The organism is Synechococcus sp. A10-1-5-9 (assembly GCF_047716785.1).
Taxonomy (GTDB): domain Bacteria; phylum Cyanobacteriota; class Cyanobacteriia; order PCC-6307; family Cyanobiaceae; genus Synechococcus_C.
In genome coordinates, this window is record NZ_CP180406.1 from 1614347 (window position 1) to 1633426 (window position 19080).

Annotated in this window: 17 protein-coding genes, 1 tRNA gene and 2 pseudogenes; 10 read left to right on the forward strand and 10 right to left on the reverse strand. The window is 57.5% G+C overall.

What is annotated here, in order from left to right; translation table 11 throughout:
- Positions 1-28: 28 nt before the first annotated feature.
- Positions 29-344: pseudogene (gene secA / locus ACLM45_RS08865) on the reverse strand (preprotein translocase subunit SecA); the annotation flags it as partial.
- Positions 345-391: 47 nt separating this feature from the next.
- Between secA and ACLM45_RS08870 the strand changes: the two are divergent.
- The 3 genes and pseudogenes from ACLM45_RS08870 (at position 392) to ACLM45_RS08880 (ending at position 3069) form a co-directional block, all read left to right on the forward strand.
- Entirely contained in the window at positions 392-526 is a 135-nt protein-coding gene (locus tag ACLM45_RS08870; protein ID WP_415408841.1) for a hypothetical protein, read from the forward strand.
- A 243-nt stretch (positions 527-769) separates the two neighbouring features.
- Positions 770-1312: pseudogene (locus ACLM45_RS08875) on the forward strand (hypothetical protein); the annotation flags it as partial.
- 392 nt (positions 1313-1704) lie between these two features.
- Complete coding sequence (locus tag ACLM45_RS08880) at positions 1705-3069, forward strand: glycosyltransferase (protein WP_415408842.1); 1365 nt, start codon at positions 1705-1707, stop codon at positions 3067-3069.
- A 14-nt stretch (positions 3070-3083) separates the two neighbouring features.
- Here ACLM45_RS08880 and ACLM45_RS08885 read toward each other — a convergent pair whose 3' ends face one another.
- The 3 genes from ACLM45_RS08885 to ACLM45_RS08895 are packed head-to-tail and all read right to left on the reverse strand — an operon-like array spanning position 3084 to position 5802.
- Positions 3084-4181, reverse strand: a complete 1098-nt coding sequence (locus ACLM45_RS08885) for a glycosyltransferase (protein ID WP_415408843.1) — start codon at positions 4179-4181, stop codon at positions 3084-3086.
- Positions 4181-5005: an ABC transporter permease gene (locus ACLM45_RS08890; RefSeq protein WP_071933696.1), complete on the reverse strand. Its 825-nt coding sequence runs from the start codon at positions 5003-5005 to the stop codon at positions 4181-4183. The genes ACLM45_RS08885 and ACLM45_RS08890 overlap by 1 nt, the downstream gene beginning before the upstream one ends.
- The gene (locus ACLM45_RS08895; protein ID WP_415408844.1) at positions 5005-5802 is read right to left on the reverse strand and encodes an ABC transporter ATP-binding protein; all 798 of its coding nucleotides are present in this window, start codon (positions 5800-5802) and stop codon (positions 5005-5007) included. The genes ACLM45_RS08890 and ACLM45_RS08895 overlap by 1 nt, the downstream gene beginning before the upstream one ends.
- Positions 5803-6108: 306 nt before the next feature.
- Here ACLM45_RS08895 and ACLM45_RS08900 point away from each other — a divergent pair, with 306 nt between their 5' ends.
- A complete protein-coding gene (locus ACLM45_RS08900; protein ID WP_415408845.1) occupies positions 6109-7260 on the forward strand; it encodes a glycosyltransferase in 1152 nt (383 codons plus the stop codon).
- 2 nt (positions 7261-7262) lie between these two features.
- Here ACLM45_RS08900 and ACLM45_RS08905 read toward each other — a convergent pair whose 3' ends face one another.
- Positions 7263-8621 carry a sugar transferase gene (locus ACLM45_RS08905; protein ID WP_415411395.1) on the reverse strand — a complete coding sequence of 453 codons (1359 nt, stop codon included), beginning with the start codon at positions 8619-8621 and terminating at the stop codon, positions 7263-7265.
- 294 nt (positions 8622-8915) lie between these two features.
- Between ACLM45_RS08905 and ACLM45_RS08910 the strand changes: the two genes are divergently transcribed.
- Positions 8916-9818, forward strand: coding sequence for an N-acetylmuramoyl-L-alanine amidase (locus ACLM45_RS08910; RefSeq protein WP_415408846.1), 903 nt, complete (start codon positions 8916-8918; stop codon positions 9816-9818).
- 28 nt (positions 9819-9846) lie between these two features.
- Positions 9847-10302 (forward strand): GNAT family N-acetyltransferase, encoded by a 456-nt coding sequence (locus ACLM45_RS08915; RefSeq protein WP_415408847.1) that lies wholly within the window; start codon positions 9847-9849, stop codon positions 10300-10302.
- A gap of 8 nt (positions 10303-10310) precedes the next feature.
- On the opposite strand, the gene ACLM45_RS08920 is transcribed toward ACLM45_RS08915, so the two are convergent.
- The 3 genes from ACLM45_RS08920 to psbZ form a co-directional block, all read right to left on the reverse strand.
- Positions 10311-10382, reverse strand: a tRNA-Gly gene (locus tag ACLM45_RS08920).
- Positions 10383-10446: 64 nt separating this feature from the next.
- Entirely contained in the window at positions 10447-10941 is a 495-nt protein-coding gene (ribH, locus tag ACLM45_RS08925; RefSeq protein WP_006042605.1) for a 6,7-dimethyl-8-ribityllumazine synthase, read from the reverse strand.
- Between the two features lie 53 nt (positions 10942-10994).
- The gene (psbZ, locus tag ACLM45_RS08930; RefSeq protein WP_038004565.1) at positions 10995-11183 is read right to left on the reverse strand and encodes a photosystem II reaction center protein PsbZ; all 189 of its coding nucleotides are present in this window, start codon (positions 11181-11183) and stop codon (positions 10995-10997) included.
- Positions 11184-11340: 157 nt separating this feature from the next.
- Between psbZ and mutS the strand changes: the two genes are divergently transcribed.
- Positions 11341-14067, forward strand: a complete 2727-nt coding sequence (gene mutS / locus ACLM45_RS08935) for a DNA mismatch repair protein MutS (RefSeq protein WP_415408848.1) — start codon at positions 11341-11343, stop codon at positions 14065-14067.
- Here the strand turns inward: mutS and ACLM45_RS08940 are convergent.
- On the reverse strand, positions 14052-14738 hold the full coding sequence (locus ACLM45_RS08940) for a precorrin-8X methylmutase (protein ID WP_415408849.1): 687 nt from the start codon (positions 14736-14738) through the stop codon (positions 14052-14054). The genes mutS and ACLM45_RS08940 overlap by 16 nt on opposite strands.
- Before the next feature lie 19 nt (positions 14739-14757).
- On the opposite strand from ACLM45_RS08940, the gene holA reads away from it, so the two are divergent.
- The 3 genes from holA (at position 14758) to ACLM45_RS08955 (ending at position 18543) form a co-directional block, all read left to right on the forward strand.
- Positions 14758-15738, forward strand: a complete 981-nt coding sequence (holA, locus tag ACLM45_RS08945; RefSeq protein ID WP_415408850.1) for a DNA polymerase III subunit delta — start codon at positions 14758-14760, stop codon at positions 15736-15738.
- A gap of 77 nt (positions 15739-15815) precedes the next feature.
- Entirely contained in the window at positions 15816-16643 is an 828-nt protein-coding gene (locus ACLM45_RS08950; protein ID WP_415408851.1) for an ATP-grasp fold amidoligase family protein, read from the forward strand.
- A gap of 97 nt (positions 16644-16740) precedes the next feature.
- Positions 16741-18543, forward strand: coding sequence for an aspartate kinase (locus ACLM45_RS08955; protein ID WP_415408852.1), 1803 nt, complete (start codon positions 16741-16743; stop codon positions 18541-18543).
- An 88-nt stretch (positions 18544-18631) separates the two neighbouring features.
- Here the strand turns inward: ACLM45_RS08955 and ACLM45_RS08960 are convergent, their stop codons facing one another.
- On the reverse strand, positions 18632-19009 hold the full coding sequence (locus tag ACLM45_RS08960; protein WP_415408853.1) for a hypothetical protein: 378 nt from the start codon (positions 19007-19009) through the stop codon (positions 18632-18634).
- Positions 19010-19080: the final 71 nt, after the last annotated feature.

The window sequence follows — 19080 nt, forward strand, 5'->3', positions numbered from 1 at the left end:
AATCCCAGCTCTCAGTTAGAGGCATAGGGATGTCACAGCCGTGATTGCTGCACCATTCCGCCAGCGCCATGTCCCTTGCAGGGTCAAACCTACCGACAAGCCCAGGAAGCGGTGCACCTGGCCCACCCACACCGCATCACTGCGAGTAAAATAATCTTTCACGTCAACACGTGAACGCCACGGTCCATCAAGGCATTGTGAAAACTGGGAACCGTAGCCACCAGGGTCTTGCCCTCGTTCGGCACCATGCCGCCGCTTAGCTGCACATCAAAGTGGCGCATACCGAGCACCCATTTGCCCGCTTCGCGCACCACCGCAAACGCTTCCGCCAGTCGCTCATCCAGCCAGGGACATTGATTGTCAACCGTTCCCGCTGATCAGAAAACAAGTGATGTTGAATCTGCCCTCACTCGATGGCTTAAACACCAACCCACTGACCGAACGCAAAGAGCACCTCACCACAGCGGAGCCAGACCTGCTCTACAACGTTGAAGAGCTGCCGCGATCGAAACTCATGAGTACTTGATATCGTCAGCAATCCACCGTTCAGGTACGTGCATCTCTCGATTCTGGCGTTATCACTCACGGCCGACCTGGGGAACAGGCTTTGTTCAGGGCTAAATCAAGCGTCAAACTTTACGCCTGCCCATAAAGCTGAAATCCTCTGCTTCTGGAATGGGTCCAAGGACGATGAGCAGCGTCTTAATCACACCAACCGCTACGACTGCCACGTTACCCAACATAGAGCAAGTCATTTCATTTCTCCGGCAACATGAATGGATTGGCCAACAAAGCGACAGGAGATGTGTTAATTTTTGCGAAAGACGACCTATTCATATATCCAGGCTGCGTCGATGAGATCATCGCCGTGTTTGCAAACCAACCAAATGTGGCTCTGGTCGGTACAAGGCTGCGCGATAAAAACGGACTACTCACCCAGGCAGGGATTCAGTTCGACAGCCAAGATTCCATTTATCACCCTCTCGATCGACTGGTCGAATCATCTAAACCCAGGTCGAGCCCGAGGAGCCCGCTGGCAGCTGTCACAGGAGCCTTGCAGGGGATCCGGCGCGGAGCATTTCTGAAACATCCCCTCCACACTCGCCACCACATCTGCGATGAAGATGTCAAGCTCTGCCTTGATATTCAGCAGTTCCTAAACCAAGTGGTGTTGAAGTGCAATCAGGCAACAGCAATCCATGAGTGGGGTACAACCCGCAGTCAACAACCTGACCAAGAACAAAACAGCGAAGACTTGCTCAGGCTTAGAGCATGGACAGAAAAACTTCTCAATCAGGCGTGCGCCGATTAATTGAGAGTGCTTCTAGAACAGCAACAACGAGAATTACAAACCCTCAGAGACCCGGTTCGCAATGAGCTCCCGAGACTTAAAGCCCAGAAGGCCGAGTTTTTTAAGCAACGCCAGTTCTATGACAACATGGTGAACACCCGAGACCTTGAGCAAGAAGGGAAACAAGTATTGTTTGATTTACCCGAAAAGCGATTGCGACTGAAGCAAGACCTGGAACTCCTACCCGGAGATCATCAATGACACGCCCTCTGAAAGGGCTTCGCCTGGTCGTCAGTGGATATGAATTTGAGCAGCAAGAGCATCGCGGCATTGCTGTTTTTAGCAAAGGACTGCTGCGAGCCCTGAAAGAATCCGGAGCCGAAATATGGCTACTGACGGGATTCCAGGCTCCCATGCAAGATATTGCGAAAGCACAGCTTCCAAAAAACGTTCAAAAACGCATCAGAGCCGCACGAATCCTGGACACTCTGAACAGTGCAGAATCAATGGATGATGAATCAGGCCTCCTGATTAAGCTGCTTCAACTGCTCCCATTGACCAAGCAAATCCTTAATACACTCAAACAGATCCACCGCCTAAAGCAAAAACTCTTTCCAAAACGATGGATCACACGTCAAGAATTGCAATTGTTACCACGCTCTGAACTAATCAACAGTCCCTACCAGCGTTGTGAACGACTGTCCTATCTGAGTGAAATCGACGGCTTGATCTGTGCCAACAACTGCTTTCTAAATTCGATCGAATTAGCCAAACGAAAGCACCCCCACACCTTACACATCGATCTGCGGGGATTCGATGGGCTCATCACCACAAGTCCGTTGAACATCAAGCCTGTGAATACCCGTCTGTTTGTTCAAACAGTTCACGACCTGATTCCCCTTGATTATCAGCGTACCCGCGATCACCTGCCCTGCTTCACACGCAGGCTGCAGGCGGCAGGGCCAGCTAGGCGATTCTTCGTGTCTGAGGACGCAAGGCAACACTATGAACTAAGCATCCTTGGGACGCTGTCGAATCCGAATCGGTTGCAACGCGTCGTGACACAGTCTCCCTCGCTGCAATTCCCGGGAGATTGCCTTGACTGGGAAGCCCGCACCCGACAAGTGCGCGTGCTGTCGAGCAATCAAAGCCAATTGCATGCTCTCAAACCATGCAGCTACTTCTTGTTCAACTCGTCGGTTGTACCGCACAAGAATCTCTTGTTCGCACTCAAAGCATTCATGGAGTCGGACCTTGAGCAAAAAAATATTCGGTTCTGCATCACCGGCAAACCTCAGAATGATGAATACAGCGAAGCGGTTCGAAGTGTGGCTGCAAAACACAAGAGTGTGATTTTTACGGGATATGTGGACGAAGCCACGAAACGACAGCTCTATCTGAATGCTCTTGCTCTTCTCAGCCCGTCCCTGATCGAAGGATTCGGAATCCCAGTGCTGGATGCTGCTTGCCTTGGACTTAGCGCCATCGCCAGTCCACTCGGCTCACACCGGGAGATTCAGGCCATGCATGACTTCAAAGACCATGTGATGCTGTGCTCAACACTGGTCACCAGCGACTGGGCAAGTGCCATGCGTCTGATCGCTCTCAAAAACGAACTCTCGTTATCTGAATTGTCGCCAAAGCGTCAACGCAAGAGACTGAATCAAATGCGTGCCAAACGCATTCAGCGCTACCGCCACTACCAGACGCTGATCGACGAAGCTTTTCAATCAACAATCTGCGATCTACTCACTTCAGAAGAAATAACGGTCGCGTAGAGCAATCCTCCACTTCATCTCACCAAACTGGCGAGCTGACTAACAATGGCCGACTGCTGAGCATCCACAGACAATCGCTCCGCCAAAGTCCATCCATCGCGCGACAACTGGCTCCAAAGACTGGAGTCAACCAACAGGGTGCGCACTTGCTCAGCGAAGCCAACTCCATCATCAACACCGGAAAACAAGAGGGATGAGGTCTCGTGAAACTCTCGATGAACAGGGATGTCGCTGACGATGGTGGGAATGCCCTCAGCCTTCGCCTCAAGAACGGGATAATCGAATCCTTCCTCACTGCTGGCAGAAATCAGGGCCAAAGACGACCGCATGCAGGCCATGAGCTCTTGCAGGGGCATTGAATCGATCAACTTCACTTGCGCTGGAGCAGGCAACTGCCTATGCAGACGCTGTATGAGTGATGACTGCCGACCGCTCCTACCAACAATCCGCAGTACGCCTTTCCACTGGGGGCACAACGTCTGCAACTGCCCCACACCTCGCAACAGCGCCGGAATATTCTTGTTCACATCGTGGCGAGCCAGCGCTAGAAGATCCTCACTTCCTGGCGAAAGCACACGAGGGCGTTCAATGGTGATGCCGTTTGGAATCACCTCAATACGCTCTGCCTCCACACCGAACTGCACCAGCTGATCGGCCACATAGCGACTGATCGCGATCAGCCGGGTGGCGACCCTGCAATGGCGCGGCTGCCAGAGGCGGTAGCGCAACCAAGCCTTGCGGCTGTTGGAAGCCACCAGCGGTGTTAGGTCGTGGCAGGTAATCAGTTGCGGCACTTGAGGCCAGCAGAGCAGGGCATCAAAGAAGGGGGAATAGATCGCCTCCAGCTGATCCAGCTTGATCCCATTTCTGTGGAGCAGAGCCGGCAAGTCGAGCCCATGCTGCACCAGGCTGTACCTCTGCAAAAAACGCATGCGCCGTCCTGGCGCCCAAGCCGGAGGATCGGCCAACCACTGCTCAGGCCTCAGCAAGGCGCCTTGGCCATCCGCTCCAAGCTGCAGGCGCATTCCGTCCAGACCAGGCACCACCCGCTGCACATAGCTGCCGAAACCTGAATGCCCGGGCAGCCAGGAGAGCAGGTTGATCAGATGCATCAGATCAGGAAGGGAAGAGTGCGGCGTTCACTGCTGAGCAGCCGGATCGCGATCCAGATGCCCAGTGCATTCGCAGCCAAAAGCACAAAACCAACACCCCACTGCACCTCTCCAACCATCAAGCTATGGCGAATTGGAGACAGAACCCGGTAAAGGGGATTGATGTTGGCCGTCCAGGCCATCGCCCCAAGGTTCTTTTTCTCATAGAGAATCGGGGAGAGCAGAAACACCAACTGCAGCACAATCGGCACCAGCTGATAGAGATCCCGAAAACGAGCCCCCAGAAGACAGGTAAGCATCGGAAACCAATAGAGAAACAAAAACAGATTCAGCAAAGGCAACCAACCACAAAGAATCAGATTGAAAAGCAGGTTGTGTTGAAAGAAACTCAGCGCCAACAACACCATCAAGAACGATTGAAGAAACGTTTGCAACTGAAAAGCCCATTCCTCCAAGGTGTAAAAGATCGGATGCAGGTTAATGTTGTGCAGGTGATCACGATTATGCTCAAACAGATTAGGAGCACCACTCACCGCCCCACTGATGGTGTTCCACACCACTAATCCCAAGCCGAGATAAACCACATAAACAGTGAAGTTCTGCACCTTGAACACCGTGCCATACACAGCAGCCAGAACAGCGATTGAAAACAAATTGGACAGTCCAAGCCAGAAGCTCCCCAAGGTGGTTCGTGCGAAACGGGCTCGGGTCCGTGCCGTTGCAGTGAACCACCACACCCTGCGGCTCTCCCAGGCATGACGCAGGATGCGGCGCACCGACTCACGCCGGGGACGAATAGAGGCAGACATGTCGGACACGCTCATCAACGCCGGGTCGCGTGATAGTGATTGAGAGCCTGGTCGAGGGGCCCGTCAAAGACGATGCTGCCCTCACTGAACACCAGCCCACGTCGGCAAAACCGCTTCAGCAGTGCGTCTGAATGAGATGCCAATAACAACGTGCCAGCAGAGGCCAGGAATGACTCCAGGCGAACTTTGGCCTTCTCGTAGAAGCTGCTGTCTCCAGCACCAAAGCCCTCATCCATGGCCAGACAGTCGTGGCGGGATCCTGTGAGCACCGCAAACATCAATCGTGCCGCCATCCCTTGGCTGTAGGTCTTCACAGGGAGATGCACGAAATCACCGAGGCCGGAGAAGGTCACCACGTCATTGCAGAAGGCCTCAAAGCCACGAAGATTGCCGTGGGTGAGCAGGTAGTGGGCTTTGATCGCTTGCTGACCACTGAGTTCAGGACTGGTGATGAAGCTTTTATGGATCATCGGATGCACAGTCACATGGGCCCGAAAGACCCCCGCTGAATGCTGGTAGATCCCGGAAACGAGGCGAAGAAACGTTGATTTGCCGGCGCCGTTGTGACCGATCAAGGCCACGCGCTCACCTTCCCGCACGGTGCAGCTCACATTTGCAAGGGCCGTAATCACCGCGCCACCACGCCTGCGATTCAAGCGCCCACCTGTCACCGAACGAATCAGAGAAGCCTTCAAACTACGGGTTTCCGTGGTGGCCACAGGGATATCAAGACGCACATTCTCCAAGTGCAAAACCAGATTAGAGTTCTCACCGGTGTCGCAAGCCTGAGTGGTGTGGACTGTGTCAATCATAGAGTGATACTACCGTTGACTCCAAACAAAGAGATTCTCTGGCCAGTGCCAGCAAGACGCAAACGGCAAAACGTTCATCAGGAATTAGGGTCAACACATCACAGGCATCAGCGAAGCTGTCCTTCCTCGAGCAAACATCCCCTTCTAAAGCCCTCCAAATAGGGATACCAATAAGACCCTGTCATTTCATCCCAAAACAAGAATGCGATGAACGTACTCTTCATTCACCAGAACTTTCCAGCACAATATCTACACATTTGCCAACAACTGCTTCGACAGGAATGTCATACGATAGTTTCAATTGGGATGGGGAAAAGCCCCTTCAAAAATAGCCAAAACTACGCGCACATACAATACTCGGCTGAACGTTCAAGCACCAGGGGGATTCATCCTTGGGTCACTGACATCGAAACGAAAAGCATCCGCGCTGAAGCCTGCGGAAAAGTATGCCAAAAATTGAAGTCACAGGGCTTTGTTCCTGACATTATCTGCGGCCATCCTGGCTGGGGAGAGCTCCTTGGCATCCCCTACGTTTGGCCCCAATCACCAATCCTGATGTATCAAGAATTTTATTACAATGAATACGGATTCGATAGTGATTTCGACCCAGAATTTGCAAAGCAGCAAAGCGATTGGTCAAAAAAAACGCAAACGCATCTGAAAAATGCCAATTCACTACTTAACCTTCAACACGCAACTTGGAATGTCACACCAACAAACTTCCAACGGAGTTCTTTCCCAATCCAGTTTCACCAACGATTCTCCACCATTCATGATGGAATTTCCAACCATGCACAACCCGCACCAGACAAAAGCAACATCAAAGTCCAGGCAGGAAAGCAGACCATTCTCAGTGATCAGGATCAACTCATCACGTTTGTGAACCGCCGCGTCGAGCCTTACCGCGGTTGTCACTCCTTCATCCGTTCTATTCCTCTCATTCAGGAAAGAAACCCCAACGCCATCATCGTGATTGTTGGCATTGCCAAGGGCGTGAGCTACGGGAGCCCCTGCCCCCAGGGCGAGTGGAAAGACGTTTTCCTCAAGGAAATCGAAGGTCACTACGATCCTGAAAAGGTTCTTTTTGTGGGTCAGCTTCCCTACCAAGACTTTTTAAACCTGCTGAAGCTGAGTCGCGTTCATGTATATCTCACCTATCCATTTGTGCTCAGCTGGAGCCTGCTCGAAGCCATGAGCACAGGATGCGCGATTGTCGGATCCTCCACTGCTCCGGTAACAGAAGTGATTGAGGACAACGTGCACGGTCTTCTCGTCAACTTCTTTGACCCCAAGGCCATCGCTGCAGGCATCACTGATCTTCTTCACGATGGCGACCGCGCAGCCAGACTGGGAAAAAACGCCCATCAGCGTGCTGTTGAGCAGTACAGCCTTGAGCGATGCCTACCGCGCCAGCTTGAGCTGATCAATCTGGTGGCCAGAAAGGTAATCGGAGCCTGAATTCAGCGGCCACCAGCTTTGAGAACAGTTTTAATTGTGCGGAAAAGGATCACCAGATCCAACCATGTGCTGAAGTGCCTTAAGTAGTAAAGGTCGTACGACAATTTCAGGTCGGAGTCTTCGATGCTGCTGGCATAGGGTGCACAGACCTGAGCCCAACCACTCAATCCCGGTCGCATCCAATGGCGTTTGCGATAGTGGGGGATGTGCCGCTCCAGCTCGTGCTCCAGCTCCGGACGCTCCGGACGCGGACCGATCAGGCTCATCTCACCGTTCAGCACATTCAGCAGCTGTGGTAACTCATCGAAGCGCAAACGGCGCAACCACAGCCCCACCCGGGTGATGCGCTGATCACCGGGCTGAGTCCAGAGCGCTGGTGCATGAGCCGGTTGGACAGACATGGTGCGCAACTTGAACACGCGGAAGGGTCGACCCAGCCAACCACTGCGCCACTGCACATACAGCACGGGCCCGCGATCTTCCAGCCAGATCAGCAAGGCAGCCAAGCCCACAAAGGGAATACTCAGCAACAGCAGACCACCAGCCACCACCAAATCGGCCATCCGCTTGAGCTGGGCCTGCACGCTGAAGGCTGCAGCCCAGGGAAGATCGTCGTAGCTAAGGCCGCCCTCGGGCAGAAAGGCCGGTGGCAACCGTTCCTGCTGCTGTTCAAACAGACTCAGAGGTGAAACCACCCTGACCTGGCGCGGGTCGAGGGTCTCCAGTGTTTCCTGAAGGGAAACCCAGCGGGGATCGCCCTCCAACCCGGGCGCCAGGGCCACCAGGAAGGGACGATCCACGTCAGTCAACACCAACTGCAAGTGCTCAACACTGACCAGCTCCAGGCGCTCTCGCTGCGGCACCCGTCGCCAGCTCACCAACATCGCTTCTTGATCGTCCGGGCCAGCCAGCAACAACACACGAGGCCGGTCAGGCATCAGCACACCACGTCGCAGGCCCACGCGCACCAAGAGCGACCAAACGAACAGCAGACCCAACCAAAGGAACTGCACCCGCCGCTCCACCAGCCACACCTCCTCTCCAGGGTTGATCAGCCAGCGAGCGATCGCCACCACCATCAGGGTCACCACGCTGGTCAGCAGCAGCCGCTGCAGCAACACTGGCAACGCCAGCTGTCGCCAGCGCAGCACGGTGTACCCACCAAATAACCAACCCAGGAGGGGATAGAGCAAAAAACTAAACACCAGCCAGGCCCTCTGACCCTCCAGATCCGAGCTGCCCGTGGGGGCCGCCGACAGTGCATCAGGGGCTACCACGATCACCAGCAGAATCAGCAGCTGTCCAAGCCAATCGAGCAGAACTGCCCGCAGCAGCAACGAGCGAGGATCACATCCCCACATAGCGATCACCTCCTGCACAGCGGCGCAACAAAAGCCACTGATCATCCAGCAGACATGGCCACAGCCTCCATGGGGTGAAAGGATCGTCAGTCAAGACTTTTGGTTCAGAAACATCAGCCTCCGCCCGCTGAATGAGGCACTTGCGGGCCATGGCAACCCAGTTCCGGATTGCCATTGTCTCAGTGTGAACGTTCAGATCGACTCTCTCATCAGATCCCACACGGCAACGCTTGAGGCAAGCGTTTGAAGTTGTTGTTAAGAGTGCGTTGAACGCCAAGACCTTTGCCCAGGCCCATGGCCGCCACGATTTACCTGCACTGGACTGCCACCGGCTACGACTGGATCCGCCCTGGTCACTATCACGCGATCATCAGCGGTGATGGGCGGGTGCACAGGCTGCATGCCACAAGCGTGGATCTTCCGGCCCACACCTGGGCGCGCAACAGCAATGCCGTGGCCCTTTCTTGCGCCTGCATGGGCGGCCAGCCCGACCCCTGGACTCTGCCGCCCACGCCTGCGCAGCTCATGAGCCTCTGCGCTGAAACCGCCTCGATCGCGGCCAGCTGGGGCTGGACAGCAGCGGACATCACGGTCCAGCGGGTCATGACCCACGCCGAGGCGGCCTCCAACAAAGACGGACGCATGATGCACGACAACTACGGGCCGGTGGTCTGGGGTGGCACGGGCGAGCGCTGGGATCTGCTGCAGTTAGCCAAAAACGGCCCCATTGATGGCGGTGAACAGCTTCGAGCCCGGATCCGGGCACTCATGGATGGACATTCAGTGAGCGACGCCGTCAGCGATCGTTTGGGTTTCAAAGGGGAAACCACGATCCAGGCCCGGAGCGAAGCGCTAACCGTGACGATTGACGGCGAAGGCCGCTCCTGGGCCCCGGCAACCGATCTCCTGGAACGCTATGGCATCCCCTATGCCTGGAACGCCAGTGAGCGACAGATCATGATCGGCGCCTTGGATGTTGCGCCCACCTACCGGGACGACAGCGTGCAAGCCTCGGTGGGTTGGCCCCTATTCACCATGACCATGCAATCGGGCAATGCACCGGTGATCCTCACAGGCATCGTGCGGCCATCGGAATCAGGGGATCGGGCCTGGTGCCGGGTGCTGGAGTTCGCCGAAGAGTTCGGCATCTCCATTCACTACAACCCGTTCACGCTGCTGGAGCGGCGGGGCGGCTGAAGGCCGAACTGCATCAGAGGATGACCGAATGACCCGCTACCGCCTGGTGGAACATGCGTCCGGAGCACCTGGGCTGCGATGGTTCGGAATGGGCCCGGATCTGAAGCCGACCCGCGGCTTACTGAAGCTGCAGCGTCTGTTTGACAAACACGCCTTCTGGGCTCAACAACGCAACCAACGGCAACTCAAACGCATGCTGGCGGGCAGCACGGTGGTGGTCAGCCTCTGGAGAGGCAAACGTCTCGTTGGATTCGGCCGGGCAACGAGTGACGGCATTCACCGTGCGGTGCTCTGGGATGTGGTGGTGGCCGGCGACCTTCAGGGCCGTGGGCTAGGACGACGGGTGGTGGAAGCTCTGCTCAGCACACGATCCATTCGTGGCGCAGAGCGCATTTATCTGATGACCACCAATAGCGCGGGCTTCTATGAACAACTGGGATTCGAAGCTGCTCAGCAGCAGAAGCTGTTGATCAGAAAACAATGATCAATGCAAGCGGATGAAGAGATTCGAACTCTCGACCCTCTCCTTGGCAAGGAGATGCTCTACCACTGAGCTACATCCGCATGTCAGTCGCGTGGGATGTGTCCCTTGCGACCTGGCAAGCATGCACTACAAGGGGGCCCTGGGTCAATCCACTGACAACGAGGTGGGCAGAGTCTTCATCAAGGACCCCATTTCCAGGGCCTGCAAGCCATAACTCCAGCCCAGATTGCTCTTGATGCCCGCCCGCTCAAGCGCCTGTTGCATGGTGTCGGTGGTCAGCACTCCGAAAATCACCGGCACACCGGTGTCCCGCGCCACAGCCGCAATCCCTTTGCTGGCCTCCGACACCACGACATCGAAATGTGGAGTATCTCCGCGGATCACAGCACCCAGGGTGACCACCACTTGATAGCGCCCACTCCGCGCCAGTTGCTGCGCCACCAAGGGCAACTCGAACGACCCCGGCACCCAGGCAACATCCAATTGCTCACTGTCAGCAGCCGTATTCACGCCATGCCGACCGAGACAGTCCAAGCAACCACTTAACAATTTGCCAGTGACAAGGTCATTGAATCGAGCAATCACGACTGCGATGCGCAGTCCCTGCACATCAGTGAAACGCCCTTCAAAAGTGGCCATGGAGTGGCAGTCGGCTCATTCAATGCTCCCATTGAGCGTGACCGCCAGCAGGTTCAGACCACGAAGAAGCTCATGCCCCAGTTCACTAGAACCAAAGCCACCCAGACAATGCCACCCAAAAGGATCAAACGATTGGAGCGGCCGCTGTCCTCATTGGAGGCATAAAGCACAGGAACGGCCACAATCAGGGCAAACGACATCACCACCAGCGCCAGAACGGTGAGTGTGTTGAGGATCTGCATGGGGTTTCGGTCGACGCCTGGTCGGTCGGCCAGATTCTCCCACGACGATGACACCCCTGTTCACGATCACTGCACCAACCTTCACAGCCTGTGGTGATCCTCGCGGCGACAGGACCAACCGACCATCGGTACGATCCCGAGCAGGGTGAATCGTCCAATGCCGCGCTCCGCTGCCCAATCCGAAGCGCAAACCCTTCAGGGAAGTCTGTTCGGAGCTCCTGAATCCTCCGAGACCTCAAAAAGGCGTTCGGCGCCGTCCGCTGCAACAGAGCTGGATGACCTGACGGATGCCAGCCTCAGCGCCGATGCCGCCGCCCGGCCCCGGCAACGCCAGGAGCGCGATGCGTTCACCAACGATGGAAACGAACAAGACGCAGATGGCTCGGATCCAGACGACAACGACGATGAACCGGCCTGGGCCCACCACAACCAAGTGGATCTGGCCCAGCTCACGCCGATGCTGCGCCACTACGTAGAGCTCAAAATTGAGCATCCTGAGCGCGTTCTGCTCTACCGCCTCGGTGACTTCTTCGAGTGCTTCTTTGAGGATGCTGTTGAGCTCTCACGGGTTCTGGAGCTCACCCTCACCGGCAAAGAAGGGGGCAAAGCGATCGGCCGCGTGCCCATGGCCGGCATTCCCCATCACGCCGCTGAGCGCTACTGCGCCGACCTGATCCGACGCGGCTATTCGGTGGCCCTTTGCGATCAGCTCGAAACAACCCCCAGCAAGGGTGCCCTGCTCAAACGCGGCATCACCCGCGTGCTCACTCCCGGCACGGTGCTGGAAGAAGGCATGCTCAGCGCCCGCCGTAACAATTGGCTGGCCGCCGTGGTGGTGGAGCCCTCCACCAGTAAAAAGCCCTTCCGTTGGGGACTGGCCAGTGCCGACGTGAGCACCGGCGATGTGCTGGTGCTGGAGCGCAGCGGCAGCGATGCCCTTCACCAGCAGCTGGCCCAGCTCGAAGCATCTGAACTGCTTTGGGCCGCTGAGGACGACACCGAGCCAGCGCGACCGGCCTGGTGCCCCGATCGCCTGCGGCTCAGCCCCATGGCCCGCACCCCCTTTAGCGCTCCCGAGGCGGAACAGACCCTCAAGGCGCACTACAAACTGACGAGCCTTGATGGCGTGGGCCTGCCGGAGCTACCCCTGGCCCTGCGGGCCTTCGGAGGGTTGCTGCAGTACGTCAACGACACCCAGCCCCTGGAAGACAACGCCCGTGTACCTCTGGATGTACCCCGGATCGTGCACAGCGGCGAGACCCTGGTGCTCGACGCCCAGACCCGCCGCAACCTGGAGCTCACAGCCACCCAGCGGGACGGACAGCTGCAGGGATCGTTGCTTTGGGCCATCGACCAGACCCTCACGGCCATGGGCGGCCGCTGCCTGCGCCGCTGGCTGGAGGCGCCACTGATGGACCTCACCGCCATCCAAAAGCGCCAGGCGGTGGTGAGCCTGCTGGTGGATCAGCGTTCTCTGCGCCAGGTGCTGCGCCGCCTGCTGCGCCCCATGGGCGATCTGGAGCGCCTGGCAGGGCGGGCCGGTGCAGGCCATGCCGGTGCCCGCGATCTGGTGGCCATCGCCGATGGCCTCGAGCGGCTCCCCCAACTAACGGCCCGCCTGCAAAGCAAGCTGACGCACTGGCCCGAGGAGCTCACAGCTCTGCATCAGCCTGAACCAGCTCTGGTCGAGCTGGCCGCTGACATCCGCCAGACCCTCATCGCCGCCCCTCCCCTCTCACTCAGCGAAGGCGGCCTGATCCACGACGGCGTCGACCCCCTGCTCGATGGCCTGCGCAACCAACTCGACGATCAGAACGCCTGGCTGGCCGAGCAGGAGCGTCTGGAGCGTGAGCGCAGCGGCAACAACAACCTGCGCCTGCAGTACCACCGCACCTTCGGTTACTTCCTGGCGGTCAGCAAAGCCAAGGCTTCATCGGTACCGGACCATTGGATCCGCCGCCAGACCCTGGCCAATGAGGAGCGCTTCATCACCCCAGAACTGAAAGAGCGGGAAGGACGCATCTTTCAACTGCGAGCTCGGGCCTGCCAGCGGGAATACGAATTCTTCTGTGGCCTGCGTGAGCAGGTGGGGGCGATGGCCGCACCGATCCGCCAAGCGGCCCGAGCAATAGCCAGTCTCGACGCCCTCACCTCGCTGGCAGAGTCAGCCGCCACAGGCGGCTGGTGCGCCCCAGTGCTCAGTGACAATCGCCAATTGGAGATCCGCGCAGGTCGTCATCCGGTGGTGGAACAGCTGCTGGTTGAGTCCGCCTTCACCCCCAACGACCTCGCCCTGGGCAATGGCACTGATCTGATCGTGCTCACAGGCCCCAATGCAAGCGGCAAGAGCTGCTATCTACGCCAGATCGGTGTCATTCAGCTGCTGGCCCAGATCGGCAGCTGGGTGCCTGCCGCCTCAGCCGCCATCGGCCTGACCGATCGCATCTTCACCCGGGTGGGCGCCGTGGATGATCTCGCTGCGGGCCAGTCCACCTTCATGGTGGAGATGGCGGAAACCGCCAACATCCTGCACCACGCCAGCGAACGCTCCCTGGTGCTGCTCGATGAGATCGGCCGGGGTACGGCCACCTTCGATGGCCTTTCCATCGCCTGGGCCGTGAGCGAACACCTGGCCGGCGATCTCAAAGCCCGCACCGTGTTCGCCACCCATTACCACGAGCTCAACAACCTGGCCGCAGAGCGCTCCAACGTGGCCAACTTCCAGGTCATGGTGCAGGAAACCGGCGCCGATCTGGTGTTCTTGCATCAAGTGCAGGCTGGCGGAGCCAGCCGCAGCTACGGCATCGAAGCCGCGCGCCTCGCCGGCGTGCCCGCACCCGTGGTGCAACGCGCTCGGCAGGTGCTCGATCAGCTGGCGGCCTGAGCGGCCCGCAGCAATGCATTCACGGCTGCAGCCACCAAACCGGCGCCGCCACGGGTGCCCTCTAAGCGGATCTGGGCCAGACCACTGGCGGCCAGGCGTCGTTTGCTTTCCGGCACTCCCACAAACCCCACCGGCATGCCGATCACCAGCGAAGGGGTATCGGCCCCTGCCTGCACCTGATCGAGCAGCTGCTCCAACGCGGTGGGGGCACTGCCCACCAGCACCAACGGCAGGGCAGAGCCGGATGCGCGAGCCGCTGCGCTGAGTTCAGGCCAGGCTCTTTGCATCGCCGCTGCTGATCGAGTGGATCCCTGCGGCGCGAGCGGCGGAGCCCAGTCGAGCAGGCAACGCACTGCGCTGCCCAGGGTTCGAGCCGCCATCGGTGACACCGCCGCCGCGGCCATGGCCGTGTCCGTGAGAATCACAGCCTTACCCGTAAGCGCCTCCACACCGCGAGCGCAGGCGCCATCACTGAACTGAAGCAGGGACATCAGGCCGGGATCACCGCTGCTGTGCACAAGCCGCTCCAGCACCTGCTGCTCCAGGGTGTCCAAATCCGTCTCCCCCAGCAGGGCACGAATGCGCCGAATGCTCTCCGTGAAGATCGGGTGATCGGCCATGGCGGCGCTCTCCTCAGACAGGCACTGCCCACACAGGGCAGACTTCAGCATCCTCTGACGCCCCGTCACCATGCCGATCCAGCTGCTGTGGGGCGATGATTCCGCGGCATTGCAGCGGGCCATTCAGTCAGTGATCAACAGCGCGCTGGATCCAGCCTGGGCCAGCGTGAACTTGAGCAGGCTGGATGGCAGCGAGAGCGGGCAGGCCCGACAGGCTCTGGAAGAGGCACGAACGCCGCCGTTTGGCGGCGGGGCGCGGGTGGTGCTGCTACAGCGCTCACCCTTTTGCAATGCTTGCCCCAGTGAGCTGGCCGATCGCTTTGAAGCGTCCATCGACGCCATCCCCGACAGCACCCAGTTGCTGCTCTGCAACCCCACCAAACCCGATGGCCGGCTGCGCACCACCAGGGCCCTGCAGAAACGGGTGAAGGCAGGGCAAGCCAAGGAACTCAGCTTCAAACTGCCGGCTGTCTGGGATGGCGCCGGTCAGCGGCAGCTGGTGGAGCGCACTGCTGACGAGCTCTCTCTGACCCTGGAGCCCAACGCAGTGGATGCCCTCATCGATGCCATCGGCAGCGACAGCGCCCGGCTCACAATGGAGTTGCAAAAACTGGCCCTGCACGCCGAGAGCACTGGCAGCGATCGCATCAGCGCTGCAGCCGTGCAAAGCCTGATCGACGGGCTGAGCACCAATGCCCTGCAGGTGGGCGATGCCCTTCTCGCCGGCGATCCCGGGGAAGCAATCGCCCTGCTCGATGCTCTGATCGAAAGCGGCGAACCAGCCCTGCGCATCGTCGCCACCCTCTCTGGGCAGATTCGCGGCTGGCTCTGGGTACTGCTGCTGGAACAGGAAGGAGAACGGGATGTGGCCGTGATCGCCAAGGCCGCCGGCATCGGCAATCCCAAGCGGATCTACGTGATGCGCAAGCAGCTACAGGGCCGCAGCCCGGAGCGCTGCCTCAAGCTGCTCGGCCGGCTTCTGGATGTGGAAGCAGCGCTCAAACGCGGCGCTATTCCAGGCGATGCCTTCCGTGATGGGCTGCTTGGTTGAGAAACCTTTTCAGTCCAATCAAGCCTGACAAAAGAATCAAAAAGCTAGCAATTTTCGCAATTATCCAATAACAATCAATGAAAATGCCATCCGACTTAGCAGAAAAAGGCACACGATTCACGCTCAACCGTTACCAGCGTTTTTTCAATAGAAAATTAACAATCAAAAAGCCCACAACATTCACAGAAAAAATACATCACTTCATCATAGCCGCCCATTGGCAAGACATTCAAATTGTGACCGAAATGACTGACAAAATCAATGTACGCACGTATGTAGCCTCCCAAATTGGCCTCGAATACCTCAACGAAGTAATTTGGACAAGCAGCAAAATAGACGATGCTCCATTACAAAATTACGCCTGTGGCAATTGGATTCTCAAAACTAATCATGGCTGTGGTGGTCATCAAGTGATCAGGCAGAATCACCTGAACGAGATTCGACAAGCGATCAAGAATTTACTTACAAAAAACTACTACTTTGCCGCAGCTGAACCACAATACTTTTTTATCGAACCCAAAGCTTTTATTGAAAAACTTGTCAAAAGTGACCGCAATAAGCCTCCACTCATGTTTCGTCTTTGGTGCTTCACAGGATCAGTGGCACTCATCCAAGCAGACGATGGCAATCCAGTCAGTCCCTTCTACAATCGTCAATGGCAAGATATGCAGATCTCAAGAGTTAACGGAAAGCCCCCAGAAATTCAGATCAAAAGACCCGAAAATTTAAACGAGCTAATTCGAATCGCAGAAAAACTAAGCAAGCCTTTCAGATTCGTGCGCGTTGATTTATACAATGAAAATGGGATAATCCGCTTCAGCGAGTTAACATTTACGCCCCTTGCAGGGAATATATTTTTTAATCCAAAAATCTGGGATCTTATACTTGGCAAACTCTGGCAATAAGCTCCAATATTTCTCATTCTAAATCGCTTCGTCTTTCTAATGTCCCCGGCAGTCGACGACTCAATGAGACAATCGCCTCCGGTATGAAGCGGCAAGGATGGCTCTGCTGGTGCAGAAATTTGGCGGCACCTCCGTTGGCAGCGTTGAGCGCATTCAGGCCGTTGCCCAGCGCATCGCCGCCTGCAAGGAAGACGGCAATGACCTCGTGATCGTGGTGTCGGCCATGGGCCATACCACCGATGAACTCACCGCCAAGGCTCGTGCCATCAACAGCAACCCGCCCCAGCGGGAGATGGACATGCTGCTGGCCACTGGCGAACAGGTGTCCATCGCCCTGCTGTCAATGGCTCTGCACGCCCTAGGCGTGCCAGCGGTCTCGATGACCGGCTCCCAGGTCGGCATCGTCACCGAGTCAGCCCATGGCCGGGCCCGCATCCTCGATGTACGCACCGACCGTCTGCGCAGCCGCCTGGCCGAAGGGCAGGTGGTGGTGGTGGCCGGCTTTCAGGGCACCAGCCTGAGCAGTGGCGGCACCGCCGAGATCACCACCCTGGGCCGCGGTGGCTCAGACACCTCGGCGGTAGCCCTGGCGGCAGCCCTCGGCGCCGACGCATGTGAGATCTACACCGATGTACCCGGAGTCCTCACCACCGACCCGCGCAAGGTGGTGGATGCTCAGCTCATGCCGGAGGTGAGCTGCGATGAAATGCTCGAGCTGGCCAGCCTCGGGGCTGCCGTCCTCCATCCCCGCGCCGTGGAGATCGCCCGAAACTATGGCGTCACCATGGTGGTGCGCTCCAGCTGGAGCGATGACGCCGGAACCACCCTGACCAGCCGCAGCTCCCGGCCCATTGGCCGCGAGGGACTGGAACTGGGGCGGCCGGTGGATGGAGCCGAATTGGTAGAAGAGCAAGCGGTGCTGGCTCTTTCTCATGTGCCGGATCAACCCGGCGTGGCCGCCCAACTCTTCGAAAGCCTCTCCAAAGGCGGGGTGAATGTGGACCTGATCATCCAGTCCACCCACGAGAACAACAGCAACGACATCACTTTCACCGTGGCCGAATCCGAACTGGAAAAGGCCCGCTGCATCTGCACCGCCCAGCTCCAAACCCTGGGCGGTGATCTCGTTGCAGAAGCCGGCATGAGCAAACTCAGCATCAGCGGCGCGGGGATCATGGGTCGGCCCGGCATCGCCGCCGGCCTGTTCCAGACCTTGTCACGGGTAGGCATCAATCTGCGTTTAATCGCCACCAGCGAAGTGAAGGTGAGCTGCGTGATCGAGGCATCCGCCGGTGCTAAGGCCCTGCAAGCCACCCAGGAAGCGTTCGAACTCGACAGCGCTCTGATCAGCCTTAATCCCCTGCCCAGCGGCGAGGGCGAACCGGAAGTGCGTGGTGTGGCCTTGGACAGGGATCAGGCCCAGGTGAGCGTGCGACACGTGCCTAACAAACCCGGCACTGCCGGTGCTCTCTGCCATGCCTTGGCGGACGCAGGCATCAGCCTCGATGGCATCGTGCAGTCGGAGCGGCAGCACGCCGATGGCAGCCGCGACATCAGCTTCACGCTCAAGCGTGACGACCGCGCAGCCGCCGATCGCGCCCTGAGAGGCCTGCTGGCCCAATGGCCCGGAGCACTGCTGGAGGATGGTCCCGCCATTGCCCGCGTCAGCGCCGTGGGTGCGGGGATGCCGGCAACGGCCGGCACCGCTGGACGCATGTTCCGCTACCTGGCGAACGCGGGGCTGAACATTGAGATGATCGCCACCAGCGAAATTCGCACCAGTTGCGTTGTGGCTGAGTCCGACGGCATTGCCGCCCTTCGGGCTGTACATACCGGATTCCAGCTGGGTGGATCAACCCACCACGAAGCCCAGGGAACGGAATCACCTCTGGAGAAATAACTTTTAGAGGCGCGAAAAATCGACCAAGTTCACGATTAAAGCCTGCAGTCGATCATTAAGACGACCCGATTTGGCTCATGACTAATGACTAATTACTGAGGTTTGCAATCTTTACTTGAGCCTGATCCAAAAGGTAAGACGCCGTATGAGACTTCTCAGCAAGCAATGAGCGATGATAGTCAGAACAGTAATCCTGCACTTTATCAAGCGAAGTATTTGAAGACGACAGGCTTGATACATTCCGCTGCTCTGATTCCAATGGAAAATCCTCTTGCCAATCAGACTTCAAATTTAAGAAGCTTAACCGACCAGAGCTTGCATATACATAAAAATCATTATTCAATGTTGACGTCCTAATAACAACCTCTGGCAAAAAAGGATTCAAAGCTTTAGCCATAGAATCGTAAGACAAATTGCCTGAAATTGTTTCATTAAATTCGGGCAGCTTCTCCGCAGGGACGAGCATAGTTAGTATTCTAGAAGTATAAACATCGCACGAAAATGGTAAACGCGTATTTTGATTCGACGCGGGACTGA

Bases quoted from the DNA above. Each gene is read 5' to 3' on its own strand.
- ribH (WP_006042605.1), bottom strand. From the start codon at position 10,941: ATGGCCACTTTTGAAGGGCGTTTCACTGATGTGCAGGGACTGCGCATC.
- ACLM45_RS08960 (WP_415408853.1), bottom strand. From the start codon at position 19,009: ATGCTCGTCCCTGCGGAGAAGCTGCCCGAATTTAATGAAACAATTTCA.
- ACLM45_RS08955 (WP_415408852.1), top strand. From the start codon at position 16,741: ATGGCTCTGCTGGTGCAGAAATTTGGCGGCACCTCCGTTGGCAGCGTT.
- ACLM45_RS08950 (WP_415408851.1), top strand. From the start codon at position 15,816: ATGAAAATGCCATCCGACTTAGCAGAAAAAGGCACACGATTCACGCTC.
- ACLM45_RS08915 (WP_415408847.1), top strand. From the start codon at position 9,847: ATGACCCGCTACCGCCTGGTGGAACATGCGTCCGGAGCACCTGGGCTG.
- mutS (WP_415408848.1), top strand. From the start codon at position 11,341: ATGCCGCGCTCCGCTGCCCAATCCGAAGCGCAAACCCTTCAGGGAAGT.
- ACLM45_RS08890 (WP_071933696.1), bottom strand. From the start codon at position 5,005: ATGAGCGTGTCCGACATGTCTGCCTCTATTCGTCCCCGGCGTGAGTCG.
- psbZ (WP_038004565.1), bottom strand. From the start codon at position 11,183: ATGCAGATCCTCAACACACTCACCGTTCTGGCGCTGGTGGTGATGTCG.
- ACLM45_RS08880 (WP_415408842.1), top strand. From the start codon at position 1,705: ATGCAAGATATTGCGAAAGCACAGCTTCCAAAAAACGTTCAAAAACGC.
- ACLM45_RS08905 (WP_415411395.1), bottom strand. From the start codon at position 8,621: ATGTGGGGATGTGATCCTCGCTCGTTGCTGCTGCGGGCAGTTCTGCTC.
- ACLM45_RS08900 (WP_415408845.1), top strand. From the start codon at position 6,109: ATGGGGAAAAGCCCCTTCAAAAATAGCCAAAACTACGCGCACATACAA.
- ACLM45_RS08885 (WP_415408843.1), bottom strand. From the start codon at position 4,181: ATGCATCTGATCAACCTGCTCTCCTGGCTGCCCGGGCATTCAGGTTTC.
- ACLM45_RS08940 (WP_415408849.1), bottom strand. From the start codon at position 14,738: ATGCTGAAGTCTGCCCTGTGTGGGCAGTGCCTGTCTGAGGAGAGCGCC.
- ACLM45_RS08895 (WP_415408844.1), bottom strand. From the start codon at position 5,802: ATGATTGACACAGTCCACACCACTCAGGCTTGCGACACCGGTGAGAAC.
- ACLM45_RS08870 (WP_415408841.1), top strand. From the start codon at position 392: ATGTTGAATCTGCCCTCACTCGATGGCTTAAACACCAACCCACTGACC.
- ACLM45_RS08910 (WP_415408846.1), top strand. From the start codon at position 8,916: ATGGCCGCCACGATTTACCTGCACTGGACTGCCACCGGCTACGACTGG.
- holA (WP_415408850.1), top strand. From the start codon at position 14,758: ATGCCGATCCAGCTGCTGTGGGGCGATGATTCCGCGGCATTGCAGCGG.